Annotated in this window: 27 protein-coding genes, 1 other RNA gene and 2 pseudogenes; 8 read left to right on the top strand and 22 right to left on the bottom strand. The window is 40.0% G+C overall.

Annotated elements, in window-relative coordinates; translation table 11 throughout:
- The first annotated feature begins 1 nt into the window (after nucleotide 1).
- The 4 genes from EO132_RS17440 to EO132_RS17425 are packed head-to-tail and all read left to right on the top strand — an operon-like array spanning nucleotide 2 to nucleotide 2,925.
- Nucleotides 2–718, top strand: coding sequence for a DUF4198 domain-containing protein (locus tag EO132_RS17440; protein ID WP_127139087.1), 717 nt, complete (start codon nucleotides 2–4; stop codon nucleotides 716–718).
- 2 nt (nucleotides 719–720) lie between these two features.
- Nucleotides 721–1,053, top strand: coding sequence for a hypothetical protein (locus EO132_RS17435; RefSeq protein ID WP_127139086.1), 333 nt, complete (start codon nucleotides 721–723; stop codon nucleotides 1,051–1,053).
- 3 nt (nucleotides 1,054–1,056) lie between these two features.
- Nucleotides 1,057–1,356 (top strand): hypothetical protein, encoded by a 300-nt coding sequence (locus tag EO132_RS17430; protein ID WP_127139085.1) that lies wholly within the window; start codon nucleotides 1,057–1,059, stop codon nucleotides 1,354–1,356.
- A gap of 3 nt (nucleotides 1,357–1,359) precedes the next feature.
- Nucleotides 1,360–2,925 (top strand): PepSY-associated TM helix domain-containing protein, encoded by a 1,566-nt coding sequence (locus tag EO132_RS17425; protein WP_127139084.1) that lies wholly within the window; start codon nucleotides 1,360–1,362, stop codon nucleotides 2,923–2,925.
- Nucleotides 2,926–2,927: 2 nt separating this feature from the next.
- Here the strand turns inward: EO132_RS17425 and EO132_RS17420 are convergent, their stop codons facing one another.
- The 5 genes from EO132_RS17420 to EO132_RS17400 all read right to left on the bottom strand — a co-directional run bounded on the left by EO132_RS17420 (nucleotide 2,928) and on the right by EO132_RS17400 (nucleotide 6,414).
- Complete coding sequence (locus EO132_RS17420) at nucleotides 2,928–3,296, bottom strand: DUF1801 domain-containing protein (RefSeq protein WP_127139083.1); 369 nt, start codon at nucleotides 3,294–3,296, stop codon at nucleotides 2,928–2,930.
- A gap of 28 nt (nucleotides 3,297–3,324) precedes the next feature.
- Nucleotides 3,325–4,194, bottom strand: coding sequence for a DUF808 domain-containing protein (locus EO132_RS17415; protein WP_127139082.1), 870 nt, complete (start codon nucleotides 4,192–4,194; stop codon nucleotides 3,325–3,327).
- A gap of 87 nt (nucleotides 4,195–4,281) precedes the next feature.
- Nucleotides 4,282–4,737 (bottom strand): COG2426 family protein, encoded by a 456-nt coding sequence (locus EO132_RS17410; RefSeq protein WP_127139081.1) that lies wholly within the window; start codon nucleotides 4,735–4,737, stop codon nucleotides 4,282–4,284.
- Between the two features lie 121 nt (nucleotides 4,738–4,858).
- Nucleotides 4,859–5,128, bottom strand: a complete 270-nt coding sequence (locus tag EO132_RS17405; RefSeq protein WP_127139080.1) for a hypothetical protein — start codon at nucleotides 5,126–5,128, stop codon at nucleotides 4,859–4,861.
- An 80-nt stretch (nucleotides 5,129–5,208) separates the two neighbouring features.
- On the bottom strand, nucleotides 5,209–6,414 hold the full coding sequence (locus EO132_RS17400; protein ID WP_127139079.1) for an NAD(P)-dependent oxidoreductase: 1,206 nt from the start codon (nucleotides 6,412–6,414) through the stop codon (nucleotides 5,209–5,211).
- A 222-nt stretch (nucleotides 6,415–6,636) separates the two neighbouring features.
- Between EO132_RS17400 and ssrA the strand changes: the two genes are divergently transcribed.
- Nucleotides 6,637–7,036: a transfer-messenger RNA gene (ssrA, locus tag EO132_RS17395) on the top strand.
- Between the two features lie 148 nt (nucleotides 7,037–7,184).
- On the opposite strand, the gene EO132_RS17390 is transcribed toward ssrA, so the two are convergent.
- The 16 genes and pseudogenes from EO132_RS17390 to EO132_RS19805 all read right to left on the bottom strand — a co-directional run.
- A complete protein-coding gene (locus EO132_RS17390) occupies nucleotides 7,185–8,249 on the bottom strand; it encodes a hypothetical protein (RefSeq protein WP_127139078.1) in 1,065 nt (354 codons plus the stop codon).
- A 37-nt stretch (nucleotides 8,250–8,286) separates the two neighbouring features.
- Nucleotides 8,287–11,121, bottom strand: coding sequence for a type I restriction endonuclease subunit R (locus EO132_RS17385; protein WP_127139077.1), 2,835 nt, complete (start codon nucleotides 11,119–11,121; stop codon nucleotides 8,287–8,289).
- Nucleotide 11,122: 1 nt separating this feature from the next.
- Nucleotides 11,123–12,034 carry an Abi family protein gene (locus EO132_RS17380; RefSeq protein WP_127139076.1) on the bottom strand — a complete coding sequence of 304 codons (912 nt, stop codon included), beginning with the start codon at nucleotides 12,032–12,034 and terminating at the stop codon, nucleotides 11,123–11,125.
- A 168-nt stretch (nucleotides 12,035–12,202) separates the two neighbouring features.
- Nucleotides 12,203–13,366, bottom strand: coding sequence for a restriction endonuclease subunit S (locus EO132_RS19375; RefSeq protein ID WP_164732379.1), 1,164 nt, complete (start codon nucleotides 13,364–13,366; stop codon nucleotides 12,203–12,205).
- Nucleotide 13,367: 1 nt separating this feature from the next.
- Entirely contained in the window at nucleotides 13,368–14,930 is a 1,563-nt protein-coding gene (locus EO132_RS17370; RefSeq protein WP_127139075.1) for a type I restriction-modification system subunit M, read from the bottom strand.
- A gap of 83 nt (nucleotides 14,931–15,013) precedes the next feature.
- The gene (locus tag EO132_RS17365) at nucleotides 15,014–15,292 is read right to left on the bottom strand and encodes a hypothetical protein (protein ID WP_127139074.1); all 279 of its coding nucleotides are present in this window, start codon (nucleotides 15,290–15,292) and stop codon (nucleotides 15,014–15,016) included.
- 11 nt (nucleotides 15,293–15,303) lie between these two features.
- On the bottom strand, nucleotides 15,304–15,714 hold the full coding sequence (locus EO132_RS17360) for a rolling circle replication-associated protein (protein ID WP_127139073.1): 411 nt from the start codon (nucleotides 15,712–15,714) through the stop codon (nucleotides 15,304–15,306).
- 60 nt (nucleotides 15,715–15,774) lie between these two features.
- The gene (locus EO132_RS17355; RefSeq protein WP_127139072.1) at nucleotides 15,775–16,047 is read right to left on the bottom strand and encodes a helix-turn-helix domain-containing protein; all 273 of its coding nucleotides are present in this window, start codon (nucleotides 16,045–16,047) and stop codon (nucleotides 15,775–15,777) included.
- A 102-nt stretch (nucleotides 16,048–16,149) separates the two neighbouring features.
- Complete coding sequence (locus EO132_RS17350) at nucleotides 16,150–16,983, bottom strand: hypothetical protein (RefSeq protein ID WP_127139071.1); 834 nt, start codon at nucleotides 16,981–16,983, stop codon at nucleotides 16,150–16,152.
- A gap of 2 nt (nucleotides 16,984–16,985) precedes the next feature.
- A complete protein-coding gene (locus tag EO132_RS17345) occupies nucleotides 16,986–18,242 on the bottom strand; it encodes a site-specific integrase (protein WP_127139070.1) in 1,257 nt (418 codons plus the stop codon).
- A 348-nt stretch (nucleotides 18,243–18,590) separates the two neighbouring features.
- Nucleotides 18,591–19,058 (bottom strand): annotated as a pseudogene (locus tag EO132_RS17340) (IS110 family transposase); the annotation flags it as partial.
- A 261-nt stretch (nucleotides 19,059–19,319) separates the two neighbouring features.
- The gene (locus EO132_RS17335; RefSeq protein WP_127139069.1) at nucleotides 19,320–19,967 is read right to left on the bottom strand and encodes a nucleotidyl transferase AbiEii/AbiGii toxin family protein; all 648 of its coding nucleotides are present in this window, start codon (nucleotides 19,965–19,967) and stop codon (nucleotides 19,320–19,322) included.
- A 15-nt stretch (nucleotides 19,968–19,982) separates the two neighbouring features.
- Entirely contained in the window at nucleotides 19,983–20,459 is a 477-nt protein-coding gene (locus tag EO132_RS17330; protein WP_127139068.1) for a helix-turn-helix transcriptional regulator, read from the bottom strand.
- Between the two features lie 58 nt (nucleotides 20,460–20,517).
- Nucleotides 20,518–20,841: a DUF4138 domain-containing protein gene (locus EO132_RS17325; protein ID WP_164732378.1), complete on the bottom strand. Its 324-nt coding sequence runs from the start codon at nucleotides 20,839–20,841 to the stop codon at nucleotides 20,518–20,520.
- A complete protein-coding gene (locus tag EO132_RS17320; RefSeq protein ID WP_127139066.1) occupies nucleotides 20,778–21,296 on the bottom strand; it encodes a hypothetical protein in 519 nt (172 codons plus the stop codon). Before EO132_RS17320 ends, EO132_RS17325 begins: the two co-directional genes overlap by 64 nt.
- Nucleotides 21,277–21,378: pseudogene (locus EO132_RS19805) on the bottom strand (conjugal transfer protein TraK); the annotation flags it as partial. The gene EO132_RS17320 and the pseudogene EO132_RS19805, both read right to left, overlap by 20 nt.
- Before the next feature lie 37 nt (nucleotides 21,379–21,415).
- Between EO132_RS19805 and EO132_RS17310 the strand changes: the two are divergent.
- The 3 genes from EO132_RS17310 to EO132_RS19800 all read left to right on the top strand — a co-directional run bounded on the left by EO132_RS17310 (nucleotide 21,416) and on the right by EO132_RS19800 (nucleotide 22,583).
- The gene (locus EO132_RS17310) at nucleotides 21,416–21,970 is read left to right on the top strand and encodes a phage integrase SAM-like domain-containing protein (protein ID WP_164732377.1); all 555 of its coding nucleotides are present in this window, start codon (nucleotides 21,416–21,418) and stop codon (nucleotides 21,968–21,970) included.
- Entirely contained in the window at nucleotides 21,967–22,272 is a 306-nt protein-coding gene (locus EO132_RS17305) for a hypothetical protein (RefSeq protein ID WP_127139064.1), read from the top strand. Before EO132_RS17310 ends, EO132_RS17305 begins: the two co-directional genes overlap by 4 nt.
- An 89-nt stretch (nucleotides 22,273–22,361) precedes the next feature.
- Nucleotides 22,362–22,583, top strand: a complete 222-nt coding sequence (locus EO132_RS19800) for a tyrosine-type recombinase/integrase (RefSeq protein WP_127139063.1) — start codon at nucleotides 22,362–22,364, stop codon at nucleotides 22,581–22,583.
- On the opposite strand, the gene EO132_RS17295 is transcribed toward EO132_RS19800, so the two are convergent.
- Nucleotides 22,564–24,003 carry an SLC13 family permease gene (locus EO132_RS17295; RefSeq protein ID WP_127139062.1) on the bottom strand — a complete coding sequence of 480 codons (1,440 nt, stop codon included), beginning with the start codon at nucleotides 24,001–24,003 and terminating at the stop codon, nucleotides 22,564–22,566. The two genes, EO132_RS19800 and EO132_RS17295, sit on opposite strands and share 20 nt — an antisense overlap.
- Between the last annotated feature and the right edge of the window lie 60 nt (nucleotides 24,004–24,063).

Here is a 24,063-nt window from a genome sequence, read left to right as displayed (position 1 = left end):
AATGAAAAAAATCATAGCAACCCTATTGCTCATTACCCTGCCCGTACTGTCGGCATCAGCCCATTATCTGTGGATTGAGACCAACGGTACAGGGGCCTTGGGCCAGGCACAGGAAGTCCGTGTGCATTATGGAGAATACACCTATGGTGTTATTGAGAAAGTAGAAGGCGAGGCCTTTCCACTGGTTTCCAAGTTTACCCTTTGGGCAATAGCTCCCGATGGCACGAAGACCCAATTGAGCACAGAGGCCATGGAAGACCATTACCTGGCAAGCTTTACACCATCCCAGAAAGGCGTGTACACCATCGCTTTGAACAACAACGAGATTGATGTGATCGATTACACCCAATACGATTTTGGGATTTTCAAGACGCACTATCATTCCACCGCAAAGGTCCAGGTGGGAACCGATGGCGATACGAAAACCGCAAATCCAGATGGGATCGTGGTCAAGCAGTTGGAGAACGATGGAGGGGAAATCAAGCTTCAAGTATTGTACAAAGGCGAGCCCATCGCCAAAAACGAGCTTAAGATCTATGTTTCCGACCTATGGTCCAAAACCCTCTACACCGACGATAATGGGGAGGTTTCCTTTGCCCTGCCCTGGAACACCAAGTACATTGTGGAGACCACGACCAAGGAAGAAATTCCCGGCACCTACAATGGAGAGGATTATGAATTTATCTGGCACTGTGCCACCTATTGCATAAAACCATAAATATGGCCACAGGAATTTCCCTTCTCTCTTTTATAGCGTTTTACCTGCTGTACAGTACCTCGAAAAAAATGTCGGCAATGGGAAGTCTTGGTTTTGAGCACTCCATCGCTGAGCATGGAAAAGCCACAAAATATCTCAGTTCGGCCCTAATGATTCTTTCATTGGGGCTCAGCTGTTTTTACTGGGGGCTGGGTTCGGGCACCTTCACTTTTGTCATCATTTTGATGACGGTTGCCAGTTTGGTCATCCTCTTGGCTCCCTTACGCTTGTTGAACTACCGCTTTTTGGGTGCTCTTTTTTTATGTTCCATCCTTTTTGAAACCTTGTTGTTCTAACCTATGCCAGCCAACAAAAAACATTTGACCCCTTCGCCAACGCAACGATTTGCCAAAATCACCGCTGCCATTTTGGGTGGTCTTGTTGTGGCCGTACTGTTCCATATGGCCTTGGCCAGCTGGTTCGACCATGTGGCGGTCATCATCACCAGCACCTTTTCGGCATTTATCCTTTGGGCCGTTTTGATGGTCATTGCCTTTTTGGGCAAAAATGGCTGGAAGGTATGGGGCATTTATCTGTTGATCAGTCTTGTACTGTTTGTCATATTCTATTTTGGAAACCAAACCAACCCTCTTGTTTAAACCATGGGAAACCGTATCTACAATATATTGTTCCACACACATACCGTAAGCGGTATCGTGATCAGCGTAGCGCTCTACGTTATTTTCTTCACGGGATCTTTCTCTTTTTTCAGGGATGAGATCGCCAATTGGCAACGTGGACATTCCGTTGGTCAGGAAGATGCACTGCCGGGAAGTGTGGATGCCCATCTCAATGACCTTTCCAAAGATTACAATTTGTTTGGACGGGATGTGGAACTGAGGCATTACTACAACGAAAGAAGCATTACCGTCAACTTGGGAGCGTCCAAGGATTCCTTGGCCCCTGAGGAGGACAAGGCCCCGGTATTTTTCTACTTGGACCCTGAATCCAAAACCAAGACCACTGATTATGCAAGCAACTACCATTTGGGGGAATTCCTGTACCGTCTTCATTTTTTAGACCAAATCCCCTACCCTTATGGAAGGACATTGGCGGGGTTTGTGGCCTTTTTTTTCCTGTTTGCCATCATTACAGGGCTCTTGGTACATTGGAACAAGATCGTTTCCAACTTCTACACCTTCAGGCCGTGGGCAAAACTCAAAACCATGTGGACGGATGCCCATACCGCCCTTGGTGTGATCGGATTTCCATTTCAGTTCGTGTACGCCGTCACGGGAGCCTTCTTCTTACTGAAGGGCATTTTGATCCTCCCGGTCGTAATGGGACTCTATGATGGCAACGAAAGCCAGTTGTACGAGGATTTGGAGTACAACCACCCTGTTTACGAGTTCCAGGATAAAAAATTGGAAAACACCATCAACTTGGACCAATATGTACAAGAAATGAAAGAGGAATGGGGGGATTTCAGGGTAACGGAGACGCATATTTTCAATTACGGCGACCAAAACATGCACGCCGCCATCAGCGGATACCTCGGTTACGACACCAAACTCAATGGTCTGGGCTACCGTATTTACAAAATTGCCGATGGTTCCATTGCACAGGAAAAAGTACCGGTTGCCCCTACGTCCTATTTGGATGGCGTGAAGAACATGATGTTCCGTCTCCATTTCGGCGATTACGCAGGCTATGGGTTGCGGGTGATATCCTTTGTTCTTGGATTGGTTTCCTGCTTTGTGATCCTCTCCGGGATTATGATATGGCTTGTAGCACGTGATAAAAAGAACATTCCTGAAAAACGGAGAAGGTTCAACCAGCAAGTGGCCAATTGGTATATGGCCATCTGCCTTACCTTACTGCCCGTTACCGCTTTGGAATTTATTATCGTGAAGTTTGCCCCCACAGTGAACATGGACTTTCTCTATCAAACGTATTTTTCGATATGGTTGGTGACCACCGTGTTCTTTATCCTAAAAAAGGATATTGCCTTTACCAACAAATGGACCTTGATATCTGGTGGTATTTTGGGACTATTGGTGCCGATTGCAAATGGAATCGCAACAGGCAATTGGATGTGGGTGGCATATCAAAATGGTTATCAGCACATCCTTTTGGTGGATTTGCTCTGGTTGATCTTGGGCTTGGTATCGTTATGGATCGCTTTCTTTAAACTGAACACCTCTAGAAAAGATCTTGTGCCCTCCTAAGTCTATTTTTTGTAGAAACCTTTGTGGTTGACGGATTTAGCATCGTTGAGAAGTTCAACGACGATGGCCCCGTCAATCTCCTCTGCAGCGAAATACCTTAGGGATTTCATGACCTTTCTCCCATCGGTGACCAATTTATCCAAGTGAACAGTGAGATGGGCGGAATTCCATAGGCACATATCCACGTAGCCTTTCTTTCGTGAAGCGTTGAAATAGCAGAAAGGCTTATCGTTCAGATAGTAAAAAGGCAATTTATACTTATAGTCCAACCGCACCTCAGGGACCGTTGTCTCCACTAAGACCAGTAATTCCAACAATATACCCCTGAAAGGTTCAGGCTGTAGTAAGATATAATTTTCAGCTGGTTTCATGGAAGCTGAATTAGAGAATTGATAGCATTTAGGTACGCTTGAACAGCTTTTTGACCAACTTCAACAAAAGAAGTGCAACAAAACCAATGACCAACCCAAAAATAAAGTCCTTGAGCAAGGTCGGCAGGCTTGGGAACAAATGATGGAAAAATTCAACATTATGGGTGAAGATCCCCCCAGAAACCAATAATAGCGCCAAAGTACCAACGATGGACAGGCCCTTGATTATTTTGGGGAGCGCATTGACCAACACCAAACCCACTTTGTCGGAGAAACTGTCCGTTCTTTCATTCAGGTTGATCAGACGATAGCCATAATCGTCCATTCTTACGATTAGGGCGACAATGCCATAAACACCCACCGTGGCAAGCAGTGCCACCACTGAAACCACGATAATGCGCGTTGCCAATGGTTCATTCACAACGGTGCTCAACGCAATGATCACAATCTCAACGGAGAGGATAAAATCCGTGACAATGGCCTGTTTTATCTTTTTCTTTTCCAGCTCGGGCAATTCCCCTTCAGGTACCTCCATGGGGTCTTCGGCATGGTCTTCCCCATTCCTGTGAAAAATGTATTCATAGACCTTTTCAGCCCCTTCGTAGGCCAAATAGACCCCACCTAGGATCAAAACAACGGTTATCGCCACGGGAAGATAGGCGCTCAACAGAAAAGCAATGGGGAGAATGATCAATTTGTTCAAAAAGGAACCTTTGGTAATGGCCCAAAGCACCGGGATTTCCCTGCTGGACAAAAAGCCAGTGGCCTTTTCGGCATTCACGGCCAGGTCGTCCCCTAAAATGCCCGCTGTTTTTTTTGTAGCCACCTTGCTCATGGTCGCCACGTCATCCATCAATGCAGAAATGTCGTCCAAAACAGCAAAAATACCTGAAGCCATAGAAATCTTTTAAGGTTAGTGATCAAGTTGGGGGCAAAATAAATAAATCCCGACTTAAGATGGGTAAAAATCGAAAAAACTATTGCCTCAAATCCCTTCCATGGACATCAGAGTAGCGGCCCAGATAATGACAGAGGAGAAGAAAATCCCAATGGTATTGGCCGCAAAGGCCTCCCGTTTTTTCATTTTAAAGAGATAAGCGGCGATACTGCCGGCATACACCCCCGTTCCCGGCAAGGGAATCATGACGAAAAGTACAATCCCCAAAAACCCGAAGCGCTGTATTTTTTTTCCCGAGCCCTTCTTTGCCCTTTGCCCAACGAACACAGCAGACTTTTTATAGAAACGCCATTTGATCAGATGACGGTTGATATACTCCAAAAAGAACATCATCATGGGAAAGACCAGTACGTTGGCCCCAAAACACACAATGAAGACCAAATACTCGTTTGCCCCTTGGTACATTCCGTAGGGAATGCCCACTTTGGCCTCGCCGAAGGGCGATAGGCTCCATAATGCCGCTATGATCAAATCGATGTGCAAAGTATCGAGGTTTTAAGCTGGTAAAAGTAATAAGGATTTTGAGCATCTCATTGCTTTTTAACCTTAAAAATTTATTAATTGTGATTTTTGGTTTTGAGCCACTCGTGGAATCACAAGTGAATCAAGCTACGGAGGAAAACTCAGATCCATTGATGGCCCGATCGAAATCCGGCAATAATTTACGGATGTACTCCTTAGGGGTCTTCTCCGAGATGGAGACCCACTGTTTGTCGACATTGACATCAAAGTGAAAAGAGGAAAAATCAGCATCCACATCCAATCTTGACAACAAGAACCGCATGATTCTAGGTCTGAGGCTGTATTCCAAATCGATACAGGTGCGTTGCATTGCTGGATTGTCATCTCCAGAAAATACCCAATTGAACTTCACTGGCTTTCAAAAATTAGGACATACAATATACTAAAAAACAACCCATTACCAACTTCTGGGCCTAGTTTTTGGATATAGGGTTATTCCTTACCGTCCACATAGTCCTGTAGATAGCCGTAGCGCGGTGTCAATTTTCCATCCTGGGTCATACGTGCCCGTTCCAAAACCCCATCTTTGTCGTCATTGAAAAAAGATGGAATCACATATGTAGAGAATGCATCGCCAAAACCAACGCTTGCATCCCTGGGAAGTTCACAGGGCAAATTGTCAACGGCCATTACCGCAATGGCATCTTCGGCCATGAAATCGGTTTCCGTTTCGGACTCCGGGTCGTAGCCGTAAATGGGCTCCGCAATGGTGGATGGACGAATGGTGGATGCCACCGGACCGTCAATATCACAGCTGATATCGGCCACTACTTTGATTTTGAAGCCTGGCTGCTTGGCATCCTCTCGGGTATAGAGGTACGGTGCCCCGTCCCCATAAAAATGTCCCGCGATATAAAAGTCGGTTACTTGGGCAAACCTGAAAAAATCGGATTTGTAATCTTCTGGATTCTCGAAAAAATCCGCTTTGTTTCCCTTGTTGCCATCCTTTCGTTTGACGTATTGGGACACATCTATCTGGCAATATACGGGCTCGTTGAATGTCCCGTTCAAATATTCACTTGGCGGGACCTGCCTCAGTTCCATGGCATCGAGCATTTCCTTGGCACCATTGCCCACTCTTCCTTTTCCTGTGAGCAGTGTTTTGATGTTGGGCAGTTCTATTTTTTTAAGCTCGGCGATCAAGGCCTGTTGGTCCAAAAGGGACTCGGCTTTGGGCAATTGGTACAAATTGTACTTTAGGCCATACGCCCTAAAACCGTTATAGGCACCGACAATCCCAGCATATCGACCAAAAGCCACCAAACGCCCCCCTTTGGCATTGGTAATGACCTCATGGTCGTAGAGTTCTATGTTTTTGTCCAGTATGGCTCGGAGCAGCTCCCTATTATAGGGCTGTTTTTTAATGGTATGTGAAAAAAAGAAGTACTTTTTATGGGGAATCAATGCTTCTATGGGAACTTCCTTTACACCCAGAAGCACTTCGCAGGCTTCCATATCCTTGACCACTTGGAGTCCCTGATCGGCATACTCCTGATCGGCAAATACCCGAATGGGGGATGATTCCACCAGGATCTCGGCTTTTGGAAATTTGGAAAGGACATTTTGACACGCCTCCGGTGATAGTACCACCCTGCGATCGGGCGGATTTTTACGTTCCCTGATGATTCCGAACTTCATATGGTATTTTGGTATAATTATTGACCAAAATAAGGGTAATAGGCAGGGTAAGCAAACTTTTTATTGTTTGATGGATATGCGTTACCTTTGCCGACCGCGTTAGGGATAGGGCAGATAGCCCGACCCAAATGTTGCAGGGCAATATTGGGGTCACGCCCTAAAATGCGTTCTTTGATAAAAAAGTGAGCGATTCCTGCCTAAGTGGGAATGACATCTCATTATGGGGCCGACCGGTTTTGACAGCAAGACCAATGGCGATGTAAGCATGCCGAGCGCTGGGATACAGCTCGTAAATCTCATGTTTCACACTTTTAATTGGCGAAAATAATTACGCTCTTGCCGCATAATCTGAATTATAGTAAGATATGCCTCGTCCCTACAAGGTAGGGAAGCGAGATGTTCCTGAATAGCCCTTGTTGACGGCGATTCGTTTAGGAGCACCAAAAAAGTCAACACAAGGGTGTCCGCTCGCTTTGGCGGCACCTCTAAAACCTAAAGAAGATAAGTGTATGTTAGGCCGTATCTGGTCAGGCATGCATCGAAAACCAAGCAGATACTAAGCATGTAGAAAGCATGGTTATTGCTTGTTTGGACGAGGGTTCGAATCCCTCCGGCTCCACAAGATAAAACCACAATATTCTATATTATAGATAGTTGTGGTTTTTTTATTTAAAAATTAGACAGTAGTTAGTCAACAATTATAGAAATCCAGAAGATTGAATTGAAAAACCCGAAAAATTTGAAAAGTTATTTCCAAGGAAACATCTATATCAAACAGATATTGATCGATCTATTTTTGATTTTAATCGTTTTAATTTAACCAGATTTTCACTTGACGGGTACAAGTAATTTTTATAAGTATCTTTCAAGTTTAAGATATAGTTTCTAGAAAAACCTTCTAATTCTTGTATCTTAATGCTTAGGGCACCTACAACATCGATTAAAGTTGATTCATTAAATTTTTCAGGCCAGTTGCCTTTTTTAATTTTAACGAGATTTTCATGGAATGGTAAAAAGTACTCATTCCTTAGAAGTGACAAATCAGATTCTTTATCCCGACCCTTCTTCATTTCTTCTATGTATAATTGGTAATTTGAATGAAATTCATCAATAACCTTAAACCATTGATTCTTTCTTCTTTCCACTTCACTAGAATGGACTATAATTTCATTTCTGACCTCTGACAGGTTGAATAAAAAATCATTAACCAAATCACTAATTTCATTTTTACGTTGTGTTTTCTCTGCCTGTTGTGATTGGTAATTAACCATTATATGAGGGATTATTTCCTTGTAGAAATCCAACACAGAATACATATTGAGAAATTCTTTCTCCCATTCCTGTTGATCATGCATAAAATGCCTAATGGACTTATATATCATTGAATAGTCCATTTCAATTATACGTTCAAAATTCTTATTAACTGAAAAACCAGTGACGTTGGCTAGTGTAGGGTTTTTAAGCTCACTTTGAATAAATTTATTTAGAGTCTTTCCTTGATTTTGGATATTGTCTATGATTGAAGTCAAAAAACTACTTAAAAGAATCAAATTATCACGGTAACCAATTATCTCTCTTTGTCTTTCTTCATTTTTTGAAATTAATAATTTCTCATTTTGATCAACCAAACCATAGGCAACGACAAGTGTTGAGAGAAATGCCAAAAGACCACCAATTAAGGTGCCATAAGAAGTAATCAAGTCAGTCCTTTTAGTAAAATCTAAATTAAACCACTCCCAATTTGGATTCTCGTATATCGCCTTGAAGGTGACAAAACCAATTATCAAAATAATTGCTAGACCAACAATCCAAATAACTTTTTTATATAACCCCAAAACAAAAAATTAAAGTTTTTATTACCATCTTAATAATCTACCCCATACCATCAATAAAAGTTTCTACAAAGCCTTTTATCTTGCTTAAAATCCTTGTTGCTGAGGTCGCTCTATCTCTTAAACTAGGCCTTTTTTTCATTACGGCAATAGTCTCATCCCTTAATGGTTCTTTTTCAGTGAACAAGTAATTACTCACCAAATCAACCAACTTTTGGTAATCCAAATTTTCTTCTTCTGATATTTTTAGTATAGCCTTTTTCTTCTCTACTGTCCAAAAAGATTCAAACGCATTGGGCACCAATTCGGAGTCAGTAATCATTGGTAAATTTTCCTCTATAAACTTCTCAATCAATTCTTTTTTACTTCTTAATTGAGTTTCTGATGATAAAATATCTGAAATTACTCTTCGCTGTTCTTCTTTCTCCCTTGGCTCAGAATCGTGAAGTTTGGCCAACAGAGTCAAGATATAAGTGACATTTATTTCATCCCTTCTAATTAGTTCCAATTCAAAATCAATGTCATTCAGTATAGACACTTTCTCCTTTTGAATCTCCAATTTAATGGTATCATATAAATCTAAGTACTTGCTTTTATAGTTTTCAAAGGTTTGCTCATCCATGCCCAAATCCTCAAAACTGAATTCAGTGAATGTGCTAAGCACATTTTTAACACGCATCAACTCCCTAAAGGCCTTTACAAATTCCAGTTCTTCTGCTTCGGAAACTAAATCGTTTACACTATCAAAGGTTGGTGCAATATCCTTTACACGTTCAACTGCTTCATCAAACTTTTCAATGTAATCCTCGTAGGGTTGTACTATGATTTCTTCAATGGCTTCCTTATTGGAAAATAGGGTTATCGCCTCATCAGTAGCCTCTTTTAGATTCCTGAAAGCCACAACATTTCCCTGGGACTTAACCTCGTCCAATATTCTGTTGGTACGTGAATAAGCCTGAATCAAACCGTGATACTTTAAGTTTTTATCGACGTAAATCGTATTGAGAAGTTTACTGTCAAAACCAGTCAAGAACATGTTAACCACCAGTAAAATATCCACCTGTTTGTTTTTTACACGCTTGCCAATATCCTTGTAGTATGAATAAAACTCATTAGTGGAATAATTAGTTTTAAACATTTGGTTATAGTTTCCAATAAACTCTTCCAATTTGTCCCTTGTATGCTTTGTATCGTATTGTGAAGAAGGTTCTGCGGCAAAATCCTCATAATCTTCGTCGGGGATAAAGCCTTGGGCATCCTCGTCCAATTGATTGGCGTGGTAAGAATAGATAGTCGCTACTTTTAAATCGTGTTCTCCGGCTTCTTTTTTGGCTTGGAACAGCTCATAATACTTTATAAGAGTCTTTACATTCTGAACGCAAAAAATGGCTGTATAACGCTTATTATGGGTTTTACGGTTGTGATTATCGATTATAAAATCAACGTTGTTCTCCAAACGCTCAGGAGCCTCCAATACCTCAGCGGTATTAATATCCTCCACCTTAATATCAACAACCTCCTCTTTTAGCTTTACGGTGTTCATATACTCAATGGAAAACTTCAATACGTTCCTATCTCTTATGGCATCGGTAATTACGTATTTATGCAAACACTCATCAAACAAATCTTTAGTGGTTCGTCTACCCAACTTATTCTTCACTGAATTATCGGCAAAGATTGGAGTACCCGTAAAGCCAAACATTTGGGCATTGCCAAAATAAGTTTTGATAGCATTGTGGGTATCACCAAACTGACTGCGGTGGCATTCATCAAAAATAAAAACAATCCGCTCGTTTTTTAGTTCATCCACTTTAGCCATATGCTTGGGCTTCGAGATGGCGGTGTTAAGCTTTTGTATTGTTGTTACTATGAGTTTGGTATCATCGGAGAGCTGTTTCACCAAAGTACTTGTATTGGTCGTAGCATCAATACTGCCCTCACTAAAGCTATTGAACTCCTTGATAGTTTGGTAATCTAAATCCTTGCGGTCTACCACAAAAACCACCTTATACACATCTTCCAAATTGGTTAATATTTGGGCAGCTTTAAAGGAGGTCAATGTTTTCCCCGATCCCGTGGTATGCCATATATAACCAAACTTATTGCTGTTTTTCACACGCTCCACGATGGCTTCCGTGGCATAGTACTGATATGGGCGCAAAACCATTAAAATATTGGCCGTGTTCAGTACGATGTATTTGGTTATCATTTTAGAGAGATGGCAAGGCTCTAGAAACGCTGTGGCAAAATCGCTCAATTGCGTGATGATGTTATTCTCCTTATCCGCCCAAAAGAAAGTCTGTTTGAATGACCGTGCTTTTACAGGGTTGTTTGCAAAATACTTTGTGTTTACGCCATTGCTGATTACAAAGAGCTGCACATATTGAAACAAACCACTTCCCGAACTAAATGAATGCCTCTCGTAACGGTTGATTTGGTTGAAGGCTTCTTTCATCTCCAAGCCTCTTTTTTTAAGCTCGATTTGCACCAAGGGCAACCCATTGATGAGAATAGTAACATCATAACGGTTTTTGTAAGAGCCTTCCATAGTTACTTGGTGGGTAACTTGGTATTGGTTTTTGCACCAATGCACTTGGTTAATCAACTCTACATAACCCGTTTCCCCATTGTCTTTGGGGTAGGTAATTCGGTCACGGAGGGTTTTGGCCTTTTCATAAATGTTACCCTTGGAGAGCTGATTTAATATTTGCTTAAACTCTGCATCCGAAAAGGTGGTCCGGTTGTGTTTTTCCAACTGACCCTTTAAGTTGGCAACGAGTTGATCTTCATCTTTAATGATGACTTTTTCGTACCCTAAGTCCTGTAGCTGTTCAACTAGGTTTTCTTCTAAAATGTATTCGGGTTGGGTGGTCATATTATTTCCAAAGGGGTTCTTGTTTCCAATCAGGTTTCATTCCAAGTGCATCAGGATCAACATTTGGAAATTTAGTGAATAACTCAACTAATTTTTCTCCAAAATTATTTTTGGGCTGAATGGTATCCAATAAATATTTCATTAGGCACAAATGCACATATAGCTTTGAAAACTCATGCTGCTTTGGCACATTGTTTACATCCCCAATCCACGGGTTCGGAGGTTTAGGCAATAGCTTTACCGTGCCGGGTAGATTACGATTCCAGAGTCTCGAATGGTGCGCACAAAAATTGCGTATTTGTGCTATGGATTGCAGCCAACTTGGCAAATAAGTATGATTTACAGCCCCAAACTCATCAGCAATGGTGTCCTTTGATTTTATGGTGTTTTTCAAATTACCGTATAGCTTGGACAATGAACCAAAACTGGTATGCTCAAGTGATTTCCATGATGGGGGGAATCTCAAATCGTCCGTGTGTCTTTTAAAGTGGTTTTTTATCGATTTGTCTTTTGTCCTACTGATTTCCTCCTCAAGATTGAATAAGGTCTTTACTAAAGCCCTGCTGTCTGAAAAAAGTTCAAAATTCTGAAACCACCATGGGTCGTATTCATGGGAAAGGTGATATATTAATTTGGTACGAAGACTGATTTCAATTTTTTCAATCACCCCAAATAATAGTAATCTTAGCTCTGCATCGAAATTGTAAAGGGCAACGACATCATCAAATTTACTGCCAGCCTTAAATGTATGATTTTCTTTATCTTCTTGCATCACATACCAATATTCCCCTAAACGGTAATAACTGATATGCGACAAATACTTTAACGCAATGGCATCATTGGAAAAGTGAAGTCCCCTATCCTTTAATTGTTGTAATTGTTGTTCTTTGGTAAATGCGGGCTTTTTAAACATTCAATTTAAGTTTTAAGGGAATAAAACTAAAGCCCATAAAGCAAAAGACACACCCTGGGACGCTGTTCTTATGATGTAGCGTGGTGTGTACTGTTACTGCAAAATAACAACTTTTCGAACAATTTATTACCTTTTTTAACATTTTATATATGTCTTCCAATTTAAATTCTAAACAAACATCTGCTGCAACAACCCCTTCTTAAAATTCTGGGTATGCTTTATTTGGCTTTGCACCACTTCTATTTTTTTATCAATGGCACTTAAAAAATGGGAGATTTGGGTTTGTTCTTCAATGCAAGGAATTTTTATTCTTGCCTTTGAATAATCCTTAAAATAAATATGAGGAATGGTGCTACCAGTGATATACTTTGTGAAATTGAGATTATTCAACAATGAATAAAGAAAATATAGGTTTGCATCCTTTTGGGGTTTGATTATATCTAAAGTCCCCAAAACAGAAGATTCAGCTTCACATAAAAGAGTTCTACCGACTCCCGCACCATCCTTTACAATTGAAATATAGTCTTCTCCTACTTCATAAAAATCAATGCATTTGATAAGACCCGTTGCTCCATAAATTTTATAATTCCCGAAATTGTCCTCGATTTTATTCGCAGAAATACTAGATGATTCTTTTTTTGCAACCTCACCCAACCGTTTCTCTTCCCAATCAGGGTAAGCACCCCCATCTTCTTTGGTAAACCGCAATTGTCGGGAAAAGATTTGCTGCATTACCCCTTTTTTGTATTCTTCCAACAACTCTTTCTTTCGCTGTAATTGGGCTATTTTTATATCTACTGCTGAAAGGAAAGAGGCTATTTTTTGCTGCTCCTCTAACTCTGGCACTTTAATTTTAAGTTTCTTGAAATAGGGGAGGCCTATCGTTTTAATTGTACTGCCAATTGCAATTCTTTCAAATTCAGGCTTATAAATTTGCAAGATATAATACAAAAACCAATTATCAAGTTTATCCTTATGAGGTTTCCAAACAATAAAATGTTGGCTAACTGCCATTTTAGATTTCATTACGGCACTTTTACCTATCCCTGCATCTCTTGATAGCAAAACACTACCTTTATCGTGTAATACAGCAGAAGAATTTCTTATTCCTTCTTCTGAAATTTGATAAGTAGTTTCGTTAATAAATCCATCATCTAAATATTTGGAATCAGCCAACGACACCCATTTAATATCACCATTGTAATAATTCTTATGTTTTTTATTTGGAGTATGTCCAGAACCTCGCTTTGCAATATTTTCAAGCAACTCCAATTTCCATGGATTGTTAAATTCTTTAAACCTTAATTCGGGAATTTGTCCGTTTTTTTTCATCTCAAAACGGTGTTTTAATGTTTAACTGTTGACAAAAATCGGCTATGGTAGCATCAGTTTCGCCTATTTCTTTTTCCAAGGTCTGTAAGTCGGTGGTAACTTGGTTCAAATCCACAGGCTCCTCTTCTTCAAAAGTATCCACATAACGGGGGATATTGAGGTTGTAATCGTTTTCTGTTATCTCATCCAAAGAGGCTACGTTGCTAAATTTATCTTTTGCAATGCGGTTTCGGTAGGTGTCTATAATGGCATCAATATGGGCTTCTCCCAGTTTATTTTTGTTGCCATCCTTCTCAAAACCTTGTGAGGCGTCAATAAACAAAATGTTATCGCTATTTACCCTGCATTTGCTCAATACCAAAATACAGGTGGGGATGCTTGTACCGTAAAAAACATTGGAAGGCAAACCTATCACGGCATCCAAATAATTGAGTTCTTTAATGAGATATTCCCTAATCATGCCTTCGGCACTTCCTCTGAACAATACACCATGGGGCAATACACAGGCCATGGTGCCGTTTTCTGCCAATTGGTAGAGCATGTGCTGCACAAAGGCAAAATCGGCCTTACTAGTGGGTGCTAAACGCCCGTATTGGCTAAAGCGTTCATCGTTTTCATTCAATGGGTTGTTCTTCCCTTTCCATTTAGCCGAGAAAGGTGGATTGGCCACAATGGCCTCAAATCGCATATCCAAATGCTGAGGCTGTTCCAAGGTGTCCTCTTGCCTAATATCAAAATGCCTAAAATGGACATCGTGCAAAATCATATTCATCCGAGCCAAATTGTAGGTGGTTCGGTTGAGTTCCTGCCCAAAAAAATCATCCACTGGTACTTCCCTACTTACACGCAAGAGCAACGAACCGGAGCCACAGGTGGGATCATACACGCTTTTAAGGCGTTTTTTGCCCGTTGTCACGATTTTGGCCAGTATCTTGGAAACTTGCTGAGGAGTATAAAACTCCCCCGCCTTTTTGCCCGCACCACTGGCAAACTGAGAAATCAGATACTCGTAGGCATCACCCAATACATCGGCCTCGGCATCCTCCAAGGCAAAGTCAATTTTATCCAAATGGAACAGTACTTTGGAGATAAGGCTATTTCGGGCTTCGGTACTTCTCCCCAATTTGGTGCTGTTGAGGTCTAAATCTTCAAAAAGTTTATTGAAATCATCCTCACTTTCCGTACCCATGGTACTTTGCTCAATACTGTTGAGAATGCTTTCCAAATCGGCTAGTATGAAATTGCTTTCATTCTCGGTATTGGCATTCCCCTTTTTTGCTATGGAACTAAAAAGTTCTTCGGGTTTTAAAAAGTAGCCTAACTTTAAAAGCGACTCCTCTTTAATCGCATCCAAATCGCCTGCATCGGTTACCAAAATATAATCCTTTATTGCTTCGGTTTCCAACAAGGTGTTTGCGTACAAATATTGTTTTTCGGAAAGGTATTTGTAGAAAATAAAGCCTAGTATGTAATCTCTAAACTCATCGGCATCCATTTTGCCTCTTAACTCGTTGGCAATGTTCCATAATTGCGTTTCGAGCAGTTTCTTTTGTTCTTCGGACATATAGTTAGCGTGGAAATTTGATTAAGATCAATCAAATATAATCAATCTTATGGCCTAACTAAATGTTACAGTTGTTACAGGGACTAATCCTCCTTATATCTGAATTGCTCCTCAGGCGGTCTTATATATTTGGGCTCACCGTCATCCATAACTACATTGTTAACCTTAGGAAAAACGAAAGGTATTAATTTCAAGAAAACATCAATTCTCTTTTCAGGTGGTAACTCCTCTAAAATATCTGGAATATTTTCCAGTTCATTAAAAACCACATCTTTCAGAATCTTTCTAACATCTTCCGTGTATCTATTTGGTGTCCCTTTTTTACGACCTCCTACTTTCTTATGTCCAGGCTTAAATGGCATACTATTCTATACTATTTTAGTGTTGTATTAATTAATCCATAGTCCGTATAAGCTGAACCTAGATATTTTGCTACATAAAAATTGGCACCCAAGTTTTTCCGATACTTCAAAAACCTCACGAATTTGTCCGAAATTAGTTTCCGCTTATTAAAAAAGTTAAATATCAGTCGATAAATATTTGGACCCATAACGAGCATATGATTATGAGTGTGAGCTTTACCATACGCACTTTCAGTTACCCAGAACACACAAATCCCTTCCCCACTTGAGTGTAAATAATTACTCAAATCATTCATCAATCTTTGATTTTGCTTCATTGTAACATCAAACTTGTAAGTAATGGTCACAAAATAATCCCAACTCATGGAGCCCAACCAAGAGCCCCATTCCTTAACTAATTTGTTAGATTCAAGGGTGTACATATTTACATAGTTTAGGTTCAAGGAGACAACCCCTGTAACATTATTAAAATCAGTGTTTTACTATATTTCAGTTAGTGCTCGTTTCAGTTCAGATTCCTTATAATAGACTCTATTGGCTATACCATAGGCTTTTAATTTCCCTTTTTTGGTCCAATTATGAACTGTTGAAATATCAACCTTGAAAAATTCAGAAACTTCCTTTCGAGTTAATAGCTTATCGGAATCACACTTGGATTGGTTAGTCATTAACTTTTCAACCTCACTTTTGACAGCAACAACAACTATCTCACTGAGCTCTTCTAGCGTTATCTGAATTAGTTGAACCGTTTTCATTTTCTTGACATTTGTATGCAAATATTGCCAAGGTGCCAATAAAGAAAGTATGTACAGGAAACAGTTTTGTACAATTTTTGTACAGTTCTAATTTTAGGGACCTTAGAGTAGGTTTAATTTTTTTGCCGCATTGACAAAATCCTCACTTGGCTTAATTTTATGTTCTTGGGCATAGGTAAGTAGTGATTCCAGATATTTGGGATTTACCAATATATTTTTGGATGTACCATTCCAAGTTCCAGAGATATAAACCCGTCCTTCGGGAAGGTCAAGTTCTTTGGCGACCTGTAAGGCAGATTTATATTTAAGCTGTTTTTGGATTTCCCCCTTTAAAAATAGCAGGCCAACTTTAAACCAAAGTTTTTTCTCAAATGAATGAGTCTTCCTTGGTTCAATATTCCCTTCCATGTGCGTAGAAGAATCGGGAGAAGAGCTCTTTTTAGATTCATCAAAATTTCCTTTATATTTTATTTCATCTAAAAATAATCTCATTCCTCTATTAAAAAATGACTTTGAAATTTGATAGTCATCAATAAGGTGTTGTATATCAGATGTTTTGAATGCAGGATTATTGAGTTTTCTTGCTTTTTGACGTAATAGTATAATTTCCCCTTCATCCAAGTTTATGAGTTTGTTTGCAATATTGTAAACAAGACGTGAATTACCGAGCTTTCCAAGTTGTTCAATTACTGACTCGGCAACGGTATCGCCAAAATTCTCCCTATTCTCCATTTGTCTCAATGGTTTGGATAATTGTTGAACACTTTGGTCAATTTTTAGGAGTACCTTGATGATATTTGTTTTAGATAGGTCATTTTCTCTTTGAAAAAGCATTTCATCTCCAATGGTCTGTTTTATTTTACTGCTATTCAAAATAATTTCCCTAAAAGAAGAAGAGAATCCGAGTCCATCTAAATTAATTTCTGAGCTTCTCATGTTTAAGCTTGTTGTGCATTATCCATGTTGACATTTTCTTTGAATCTTGCTTTCCATATCCGGGCCAATTGAAGACTATAATCAATTGGTTTTTTACCGATGTATTCCAAGAACATTTTTTCTGTTGAATGTCCTGTAATATTCATCAATAAAGGAGTTGGATGATAGGGGTCACCATAAAAATTAGTAGCAAATGAACGTCTACACACATGAGAAGAGATTAAACTATATTTAGCAAAAGTGCCATTTTCCTTTCTCCCAGAGTCTGCATTATAACAACTACCCGAAATTAATTGGTTAAACCCTGCGATTTTACATATCTCCTTTAATAACTTATTAAATATTGCAGCACTACTTTGTAAATTATCTGTAAACAAAGGAGGAAAAAACCCTTTATACTTACTCAATACTTTCTGTACCTCAGGATGCAACGGAATCTGAACAAGCTTACCTGTCTTAACCTGATTTAAAACAATAAAATCAAAGCCCTCAATTTTTTCAATAAAACTTTTCTTCATCCTGAATAAATCGGAAACTCTTTGGCCTGTATAACAACCGATAATTAGCCAATCCCTGGCAATCTGATATTTCCTTTCTAAAAACCTTAGTTCTCCAAGAACCCTGAGCTCTTCAAAAGATAAGGTTATCTTATCCGCTTTAACCGTGAAACCCTTAAAGTGTTTGAGTTGTTCACTTATTTCAATCCCATTTTTGCTTGCATCAAGACAAATTGTTTTTACAAACTTTAAATATCGTCCTATTGTGTTCCGACTCAATCTTTCTTGCTTATCAAGAAATTCCATGAATTCATTTCGAAAGACCAGATCAACATTTTTAACCAAATATTTTTGGCCCTTGTACTCTTCAAAACCTTTGATTTTATTCAAAATGGTTTGATACTTTTTAAAGGTTGCACTACTAACTGCATTTTTATCCACACCTCCGGATTTATACCTAAGTTGTTTCAGGAAATGTTCTCCGTATTCAATCAAATATGAGAGACTGTTTATTGGAGTTCGGTTAAAATGTAAATCGATCTGATTCTCTAACCAGTAACCATCAATAATTTCCCCACAAGATTGAGCTTCGTTTACTTGTTCAAGAACATAAGTTTCTAGATTCTTTAACCTATTACGCGTAACCTTATTTCTAGCATTATTTTGTTTGGGAAAACCAGTTTGAATACTCCAATTGACATAATCAATTATCAAACCTGTTTTCCTTTTTACAGAATTATTTCTACCTAGGGATAATCTCAAATATATTGGCGCACTTGTAGACAGACGTGCTTTGTAGAAGAAATTTGACGGTGGCCATTTTTATAAAGAATAGCCTTAAAACTATAAAAGAAGTAATAGTAAGTCAACATTTAGTCAACAAACTTTCCATTTATTTCAATTTACCTCAATCTAGTTCAATAAAACCCTATAAGCTAAATTCAATTACAAAGGGGGATTTAAACGGGTCAGGTATCATTTAAAGGGCATTTAAAAAACTAACCATTGAACTATACATAGTCCCTCCGGCTCCACTAAATCACCATCAAAACAAAACAACAAACCTGTAAATTACTGATTTACAGGTTTTTTTATTTTATTTGGTTTCACGTAATTGCAAAGCTGCCCAGCATTCCCGAATTTCGTGAAGCCCTCTGTTAGCACGATCAGAAGAGCCACTGTCTTGTCCCCGAGTCCAGGTATGCTCTTCAGGTTGGTAAGCTGCCGTTGCTGCGTTTTCTTGACCAATCCGAGCAATCGTGATTGAAGGGCTTCCAGCTCCCTGTCCAGGCTTTTCAAAGAACGTAACAAGGAGGAATGGACCGCCCTTGAAGGGATGCCCAGGACCTTTTCACCGTGCAGCTTGTTCTTTACCTGTGTCCGCTGTTTGAGATAGATGTCCATCAAAGCCAATAATTGGAGGCTCTCAGCTTGGTCCTCGCCCTTGCCGTCGTACAGGGGAACAGCGTTGACCTTGGCGTACTCCGCTATGGCCTTGGCATCGCTCTTGTCCGTCTTTACCTTGGAAAGCTTCATCTGTACAAAACGTTTTACGGACAAAGGGTTCACGACCGATACGGCCATGTGTAGCCTTCCCTTTTTTGTAGCCTTACCCGTATTAGGACATCGCTAATTTCATAAAATTATCATTATACCTCCTCCCAAAATTCGGCTAAAGTGATTTGAAAGTTAATATTTGCTTTAAATTGTTGTATGCCGAATTGTATCTGGGTGAGGGCGGCATACTATGTCAGGTATCCCATCCAACCCAAACCATATTATTTGAATCCACCGATTTGATTAAAGGATTTCTTTAACCCTATTGAAAAAATGGAACAGTCAGCTTTCAAATGCGCTTGCAGCTTCCTCAAAATCTTCCTTGATAAATTCCCAGTGCTTTCCTCGTAAACAAATTGGGTCAAAATCATCATCGGCTCTTGTAAAGTTGATTAAATTTCTCAATATCAAATCCCTTTCGTGACCATAGGGATATCGTTGTTTATGCAACTCCAACATTTTTCTGATTCCATAATCAGGAAGTAGCCCGTGAAGATCCCAAAAATCCTTTTTTCGTCCTTCCCGTTGGATTACGTCCAGTTTCATGGCAATGATTTCTTCAATGGTGGCCATACGAATCCCATCCTGAATCTTTACGGGTTCAATAAAGGTGTCGGTGTAAAAAACATCCAACTTGATGGCTTGGTTCCTGTCCACACCGATAAGATAAGATTTTCCCATTCCCGGAAACAATTCCCGAATGTCATCCACATATGCAAATTCGTTGTCCAAATAGGTATCGATAACCCCAAAATCAATAGATCCATAAGGACTATCGGTAAAAAGGTCAATATCCACCGATTCCCGATGACCCACCTGCAGACTAAGGGAAGTTCCGCCCACCAATCGAAAATCCTCAAACTCATTTGCGCCCATCAACTTGACCAGGCTATCTTTAAGTATATCATTTACGGTATTGTAGTATAGCATTATGATGCATTAACGCTAAGATGAAGTATGGGCTTCTTTCAAAGAGTTGGCCACAGCGGCAACTTTTTTTGGACCATAAAACCGGGAGATTTCCTTTTTCTCCTGGACATTACCGCGTTCGAGAACACGACGGATGACCGCTTTGTACCGTCCTTCCCAATCGATGCTCTCGATATCCGTATCCCAGAACAGGGATTTACGCAAAATCGAGAAATCAGGCTTCCTTCTAGGCATCCCATCCTTCTCTTTTTTAATGTCGTAAAATGCCTGTAAAAGAACCAAACTACCTTCCTGCAATTTCAGCTTATCCTCAATCTTAAGGGCCAATGCCGTGTTCAAGTCACGGTTTCCCTTTATAATGGCATTGAGGGTCTGCGGATGCTCCCCAAGCCCTATGGCGAAGGGACGTTGTTTAAGGGACCTTTTTTTTAGCTCTCTCTTGAGTACCCGGCCCGGGTGAATTCCCTGATATTTTTCAGCATATGAGTTCATACCACAAATATAAACAAAAATGTTTACATTTTAACACGAAAAATATGTTTCCATGAATTTACTTCCAAGATAATTTGACCTTCCTTCCCCCATTTAGTTCCTTCAGTTCCACGACAAATTTTTCATCGGCACCCAACACATATTTTGGAAGTACATATATAAACCGCTGCCTGTGACCGGGCATTATGGAACAAGGCATCCTGTATTTGTATAATACGGTCAAAGGTATTTTTTGGTGGGAAGCCTTTTTATTGCGGTTTCCGTTGGCCCGGTAAACTTCAATATAGTCAATTTCAAAGTTGATTCCCGAATTGTTCCTTATTTCGATGACCAAGTACATTTCGGAAGCATCGTAGACCATATGCTGTAGCTGTAATCGCAATCCCTTGTAACGTTTTGTTTGGCAGCTACAGATTGCTCGAGTCCCACTGCCCCATCGTGTGTTTCAACTGACCCTGCGGTATTGGACATGGAATCCTCCTCCTTGTGAACAATGGGGTCGGCTCCAACAAAAGTCTTGGATTGATAAACACTGTCAATGATGCAATGCTTTTCATACTCCATATAATCAGGGTTGAAATACCCTTTCTCATCCACCATATGTTCTGGATATATGGATGGTGCATTGGTTTCATGTTCCTTTTTAATGGCCTCCACAGCTTCCAGTTTAGTTTCGAAATCAACCTGGTAATCCTCCAGATCGGGAACGGGTATCCGTTCTGGATCCAGTTCAGGTTCCTTATCTTGCCCAAAGGCCACAATGGCATATACGGTGATGAAAAGCACGACACAGACCATTACCAGCACAAAAACAATTCTATTTTTCTGTAGTTTCATATCCTTCAATTTTACGGAGTGAGTTTTCAAAAAATTCCATGATCAACAATCCATGTGGATTATGTGGAAAATTTCGTTCCACCGGCTCCACTAAAACGCACCAAATCGATACCCAAAACATGTCAAATTCCTTGGCAGTCTTATTTTACCTTAAAGACAAACGGCTCGATAAGAACGGTAAAGCCGGACTATACCTAAGATTAACAGTGAATGGCCAACGATCTGTCATTAGCCTCCACAGAAAGATCGACCCTGAAAAATGGGACTCTAGAATGAACAAATTGAAAGGAAAGGGAATTGAAGCAGAAGAATTAAATCGATTCATGGCCACAGTACGTCATAGGATTAATAAGATTCATAATGAGTTGGTAGAAGAAGGCGAATTTTTCACAGTGCATGATGTAAAGGATAAATTTTCAGGCAATGACAAGAGGGTTAAGATGTTGTTGGAACTCTTCGATGAGCATAACCAGCAAATGAAGAAGCTCATTGGAATTGAATTTGCCTTGGGTACCTATAAAAGGTATCATACCACCAGAAACCATGTGGCCGAATTTATCAAAACTGAACAGAGCAAGTCAGATATTCCCATCCGAGATGTGGATTTAAAATTCATTAAAGGATTTGAATACTTCTTAAAAACAACCAAAGAATGTAACCATACTCAGCATTGAAATACATCAACAATTTCAAAAAGATAATCCGAATTGCCGTTACCCATGAATGGTTCAGCAAAGACCCATTTTATAACTACAAAGTACAATTCAAAACAGTGGAACGGGAATTCCTATCCAAAGAGGAACTACAGGTTTTAGTGAACAAGGAAATTGATGGAGAACGTTTGGATGTTGTTCGGGATACGTTTGTGTTCTGCTGCTATACTGGCCTTTCCTATATCGATGTCCAAAAACTACATCCCGATAATGTTTTGAAACATACAGATGGAAGGTTTTGGATAAAGTCCAAACGCACCTAAACCAAGTCCAGATTGGGCATTCCCCTACTCCCAACTGCTTTGGGTATTTTAAATAAATATCATGACCACCCTAAAGTTGTCAATGGGGATTGTGTATTGCCTGGTTTGAGCAATCAAAAGTCCAATGCTTAATTAAAGAGATTGCTGACCTCTGTGGCATTAAAAAGAATCTGACCACACATTTGGCCAGGCATGCTTTAGCCACACAAGTTTTACTTCAAAATATTCCCTTAAGGGACATTTTAGCCATGCTAGGACACAGCAAGTTGAATATAACCCCAATTCATCTATTTAAAAGGAAAAATCCATAATTAACGGCAGTAAGAAATAAACGGCCAAGGTCATCAATACAATCGATACTATATTCATAAAAAAACCGGACCGTACCATTTCCGGGATCCTTAAATAACCCGACCCAAACACAACTGCATTGGGAGGAGTTGCCACGGGTAGCATAAATGCGCATGATGCTGCGGTGGTGCAGGCCACCATAAGCATAAACGGGTCAACTTCCAATGACACTGCCAAGGGAGCAAGAACCGGTAACATCATGGCGGTAGTCGCCAAATTTGAGGTGATCTCGGTCAAAAAATTGATAGAAGCCACTACAAGCAATAAGACGCCAAACAAGGAAAAACCATCAAAAAATGCCATTTGACCTCCCAGATAAAGGTCCAAACCGGTATCCTGAAACCCTTTCGCTATGGCCAGGCCTCCACCGAACAGCAGAATGATCCCCCATGGAATCTTCACAGCCTCACTCCATTTAATAAGCGCTCGCCCTGTCTCGTTCGCGGGTATAATGAAAAGTAATATCGCAGCACCTACCGCAATGATGGTATCATCAATCCCTGGAATTATATTTTGCAAAAAAAATGATCTTGTTATCCAACAAAAAGCGGTCAGACCAAATACAGATAGAACGATTTTCTCTTCCTTTCCCATCGGCCCCAATTCAACCAACATCCTATATATTTCCTCTTTACCTCCAGGGAAACGTGCACTTTCCAATGGATAGGCCAACCTTGTTAAATATAACCAGGCCAATATCAAAAGAAGGGATGCCACGGGCAAACCAAATTTCATCCATTGCCAAAAACCGATGTCCACTCCATAGGTCTCTTGGACAAAACCGGCAAAAACCAAATTTGGAGGTGTACCTATCAATGTTGCAATACCGCCAATTGATGCAGCATATGCAATTCCCAGCATCAATAACTTACTGAACACCTTGTTTTCATCTTTCAGGGTATTGGGATTATCCTTCATTTGTTTCACTATGGAAACAGCCATGGGCAATACCATCACTGTTGTGGCCGTATTGGAAATCCACATGGAAAGAAATGCTGTTGCAACCATAAAGCCCAAGACTATGGTATACATATTTGTTCCAATGGCCCTTATAATTTGAAGTGCTATCCTTTTATGCAGGTTCCACCTCTCCATGGCCACGGCCAACATAAAACCTCCCATATACAGAAATACATATTTATGCCCATAACTGGCTGTGGTATCACCCAATGAAATTGAATTCATCAAAGGGAACAGAATGATGGGGAGCAATGCCGTGGCTGCTATTGGAATCACTTCAAAGACCCACCAAATCCCTATCCACAAGGTAGCCGCAAGTATATCACGCCCTTCATTGGAAAGTCCTTCCCCTGAAAAATAGAAATGTACAAGGACAAATAGGAGCGGGCCCAATACAAAGCCGATTTTCTTATATGACATATTTTGTTGTTTAGTTGTATGCAAAAAAAGGGATGATGCCTAGGCGCACCATCCCTCCAT

Source organism: Flagellimonas oceanensis (genome assembly GCF_003992595.1).
Taxonomy (GTDB): Bacteria; Bacteroidota; Bacteroidia; order Flavobacteriales; family Flavobacteriaceae; genus Flagellimonas; species Flagellimonas oceanensis.
Note: the sequence above shows the minus strand (reverse complement) of the source record. Positions and strands in the feature narration are given on the sequence as shown.

Excerpts from the sequence above, each read along its gene's own strand:
- EO132_RS17440 (WP_127139087.1), top strand. The coding sequence starts at position 2 with ATGAAAAAAATCATAGCAACCCTATTGCTCATTACCCTGCCCGTACTG.
- EO132_RS17435 (WP_127139086.1), top strand. The coding sequence starts at position 721 with ATGGCCACAGGAATTTCCCTTCTCTCTTTTATAGCGTTTTACCTGCTG.
- EO132_RS17430 (WP_127139085.1), top strand. The coding sequence starts at position 1,057 with ATGCCAGCCAACAAAAAACATTTGACCCCTTCGCCAACGCAACGATTT.
- EO132_RS17425 (WP_127139084.1), top strand. The coding sequence starts at position 1,360 with ATGGGAAACCGTATCTACAATATATTGTTCCACACACATACCGTAAGC.
- EO132_RS17420 (WP_127139083.1), bottom strand. The coding sequence starts at position 3,296 with ATGAAACCAGCTGAAAATTATATCTTACTACAGCCTGAACCTTTCAGG.
- EO132_RS17415 (WP_127139082.1), bottom strand. The coding sequence starts at position 4,194 with ATGGCTTCAGGTATTTTTGCTGTTTTGGACGACATTTCTGCATTGATG.
- EO132_RS17400 (WP_127139079.1), bottom strand. The coding sequence starts at position 6,414 with ATGAAGTTCGGAATCATCAGGGAACGTAAAAATCCGCCCGATCGCAGG.
- EO132_RS17385 (WP_127139077.1), bottom strand. The coding sequence starts at position 11,121 with ATGACCACCCAACCCGAATACATTTTAGAAGAAAACCTAGTTGAACAG.
- EO132_RS17380 (WP_127139076.1), bottom strand. The coding sequence starts at position 12,034 with ATGTTTAAAAAGCCCGCATTTACCAAAGAACAACAATTACAACAATTA.
- EO132_RS19375 (WP_164732379.1), bottom strand. The coding sequence starts at position 13,366 with ATGAAAAAAAACGGACAAATTCCCGAATTAAGGTTTAAAGAATTTAAC.
- EO132_RS17370 (WP_127139075.1), bottom strand. The coding sequence starts at position 14,930 with ATGTCCGAAGAACAAAAGAAACTGCTCGAAACGCAATTATGGAACATT.
- EO132_RS17365 (WP_127139074.1), bottom strand. The coding sequence starts at position 15,292 with ATGCCATTTAAGCCTGGACATAAGAAAGTAGGAGGTCGTAAAAAAGGG.
- EO132_RS17360 (WP_127139073.1), bottom strand. The coding sequence starts at position 15,714 with ATGTACACCCTTGAATCTAACAAATTAGTTAAGGAATGGGGCTCTTGG.
- EO132_RS17355 (WP_127139072.1), bottom strand. The coding sequence starts at position 16,047 with ATGAAAACGGTTCAACTAATTCAGATAACGCTAGAAGAGCTCAGTGAG.
- EO132_RS17350 (WP_127139071.1), bottom strand. The coding sequence starts at position 16,983 with ATGAGAAGCTCAGAAATTAATTTAGATGGACTCGGATTCTCTTCTTCT.
- EO132_RS17335 (WP_127139069.1), bottom strand. The coding sequence starts at position 19,967 with ATGCTATACTACAATACCGTAAATGATATACTTAAAGATAGCCTGGTC.
- EO132_RS17330 (WP_127139068.1), bottom strand. The coding sequence starts at position 20,459 with ATGAACTCATATGCTGAAAAATATCAGGGAATTCACCCGGGCCGGGTA.
- EO132_RS17320 (WP_127139066.1), bottom strand. The coding sequence starts at position 21,296 with ATGAAACTACAGAAAAATAGAATTGTTTTTGTGCTGGTAATGGTCTGT.
- EO132_RS17310 (WP_164732377.1), top strand. The coding sequence starts at position 21,416 with ATGTCAAATTCCTTGGCAGTCTTATTTTACCTTAAAGACAAACGGCTC.
- EO132_RS17295 (WP_127139062.1), bottom strand. The coding sequence starts at position 24,003 with ATGTCATATAAGAAAATCGGCTTTGTATTGGGCCCGCTCCTATTTGTC.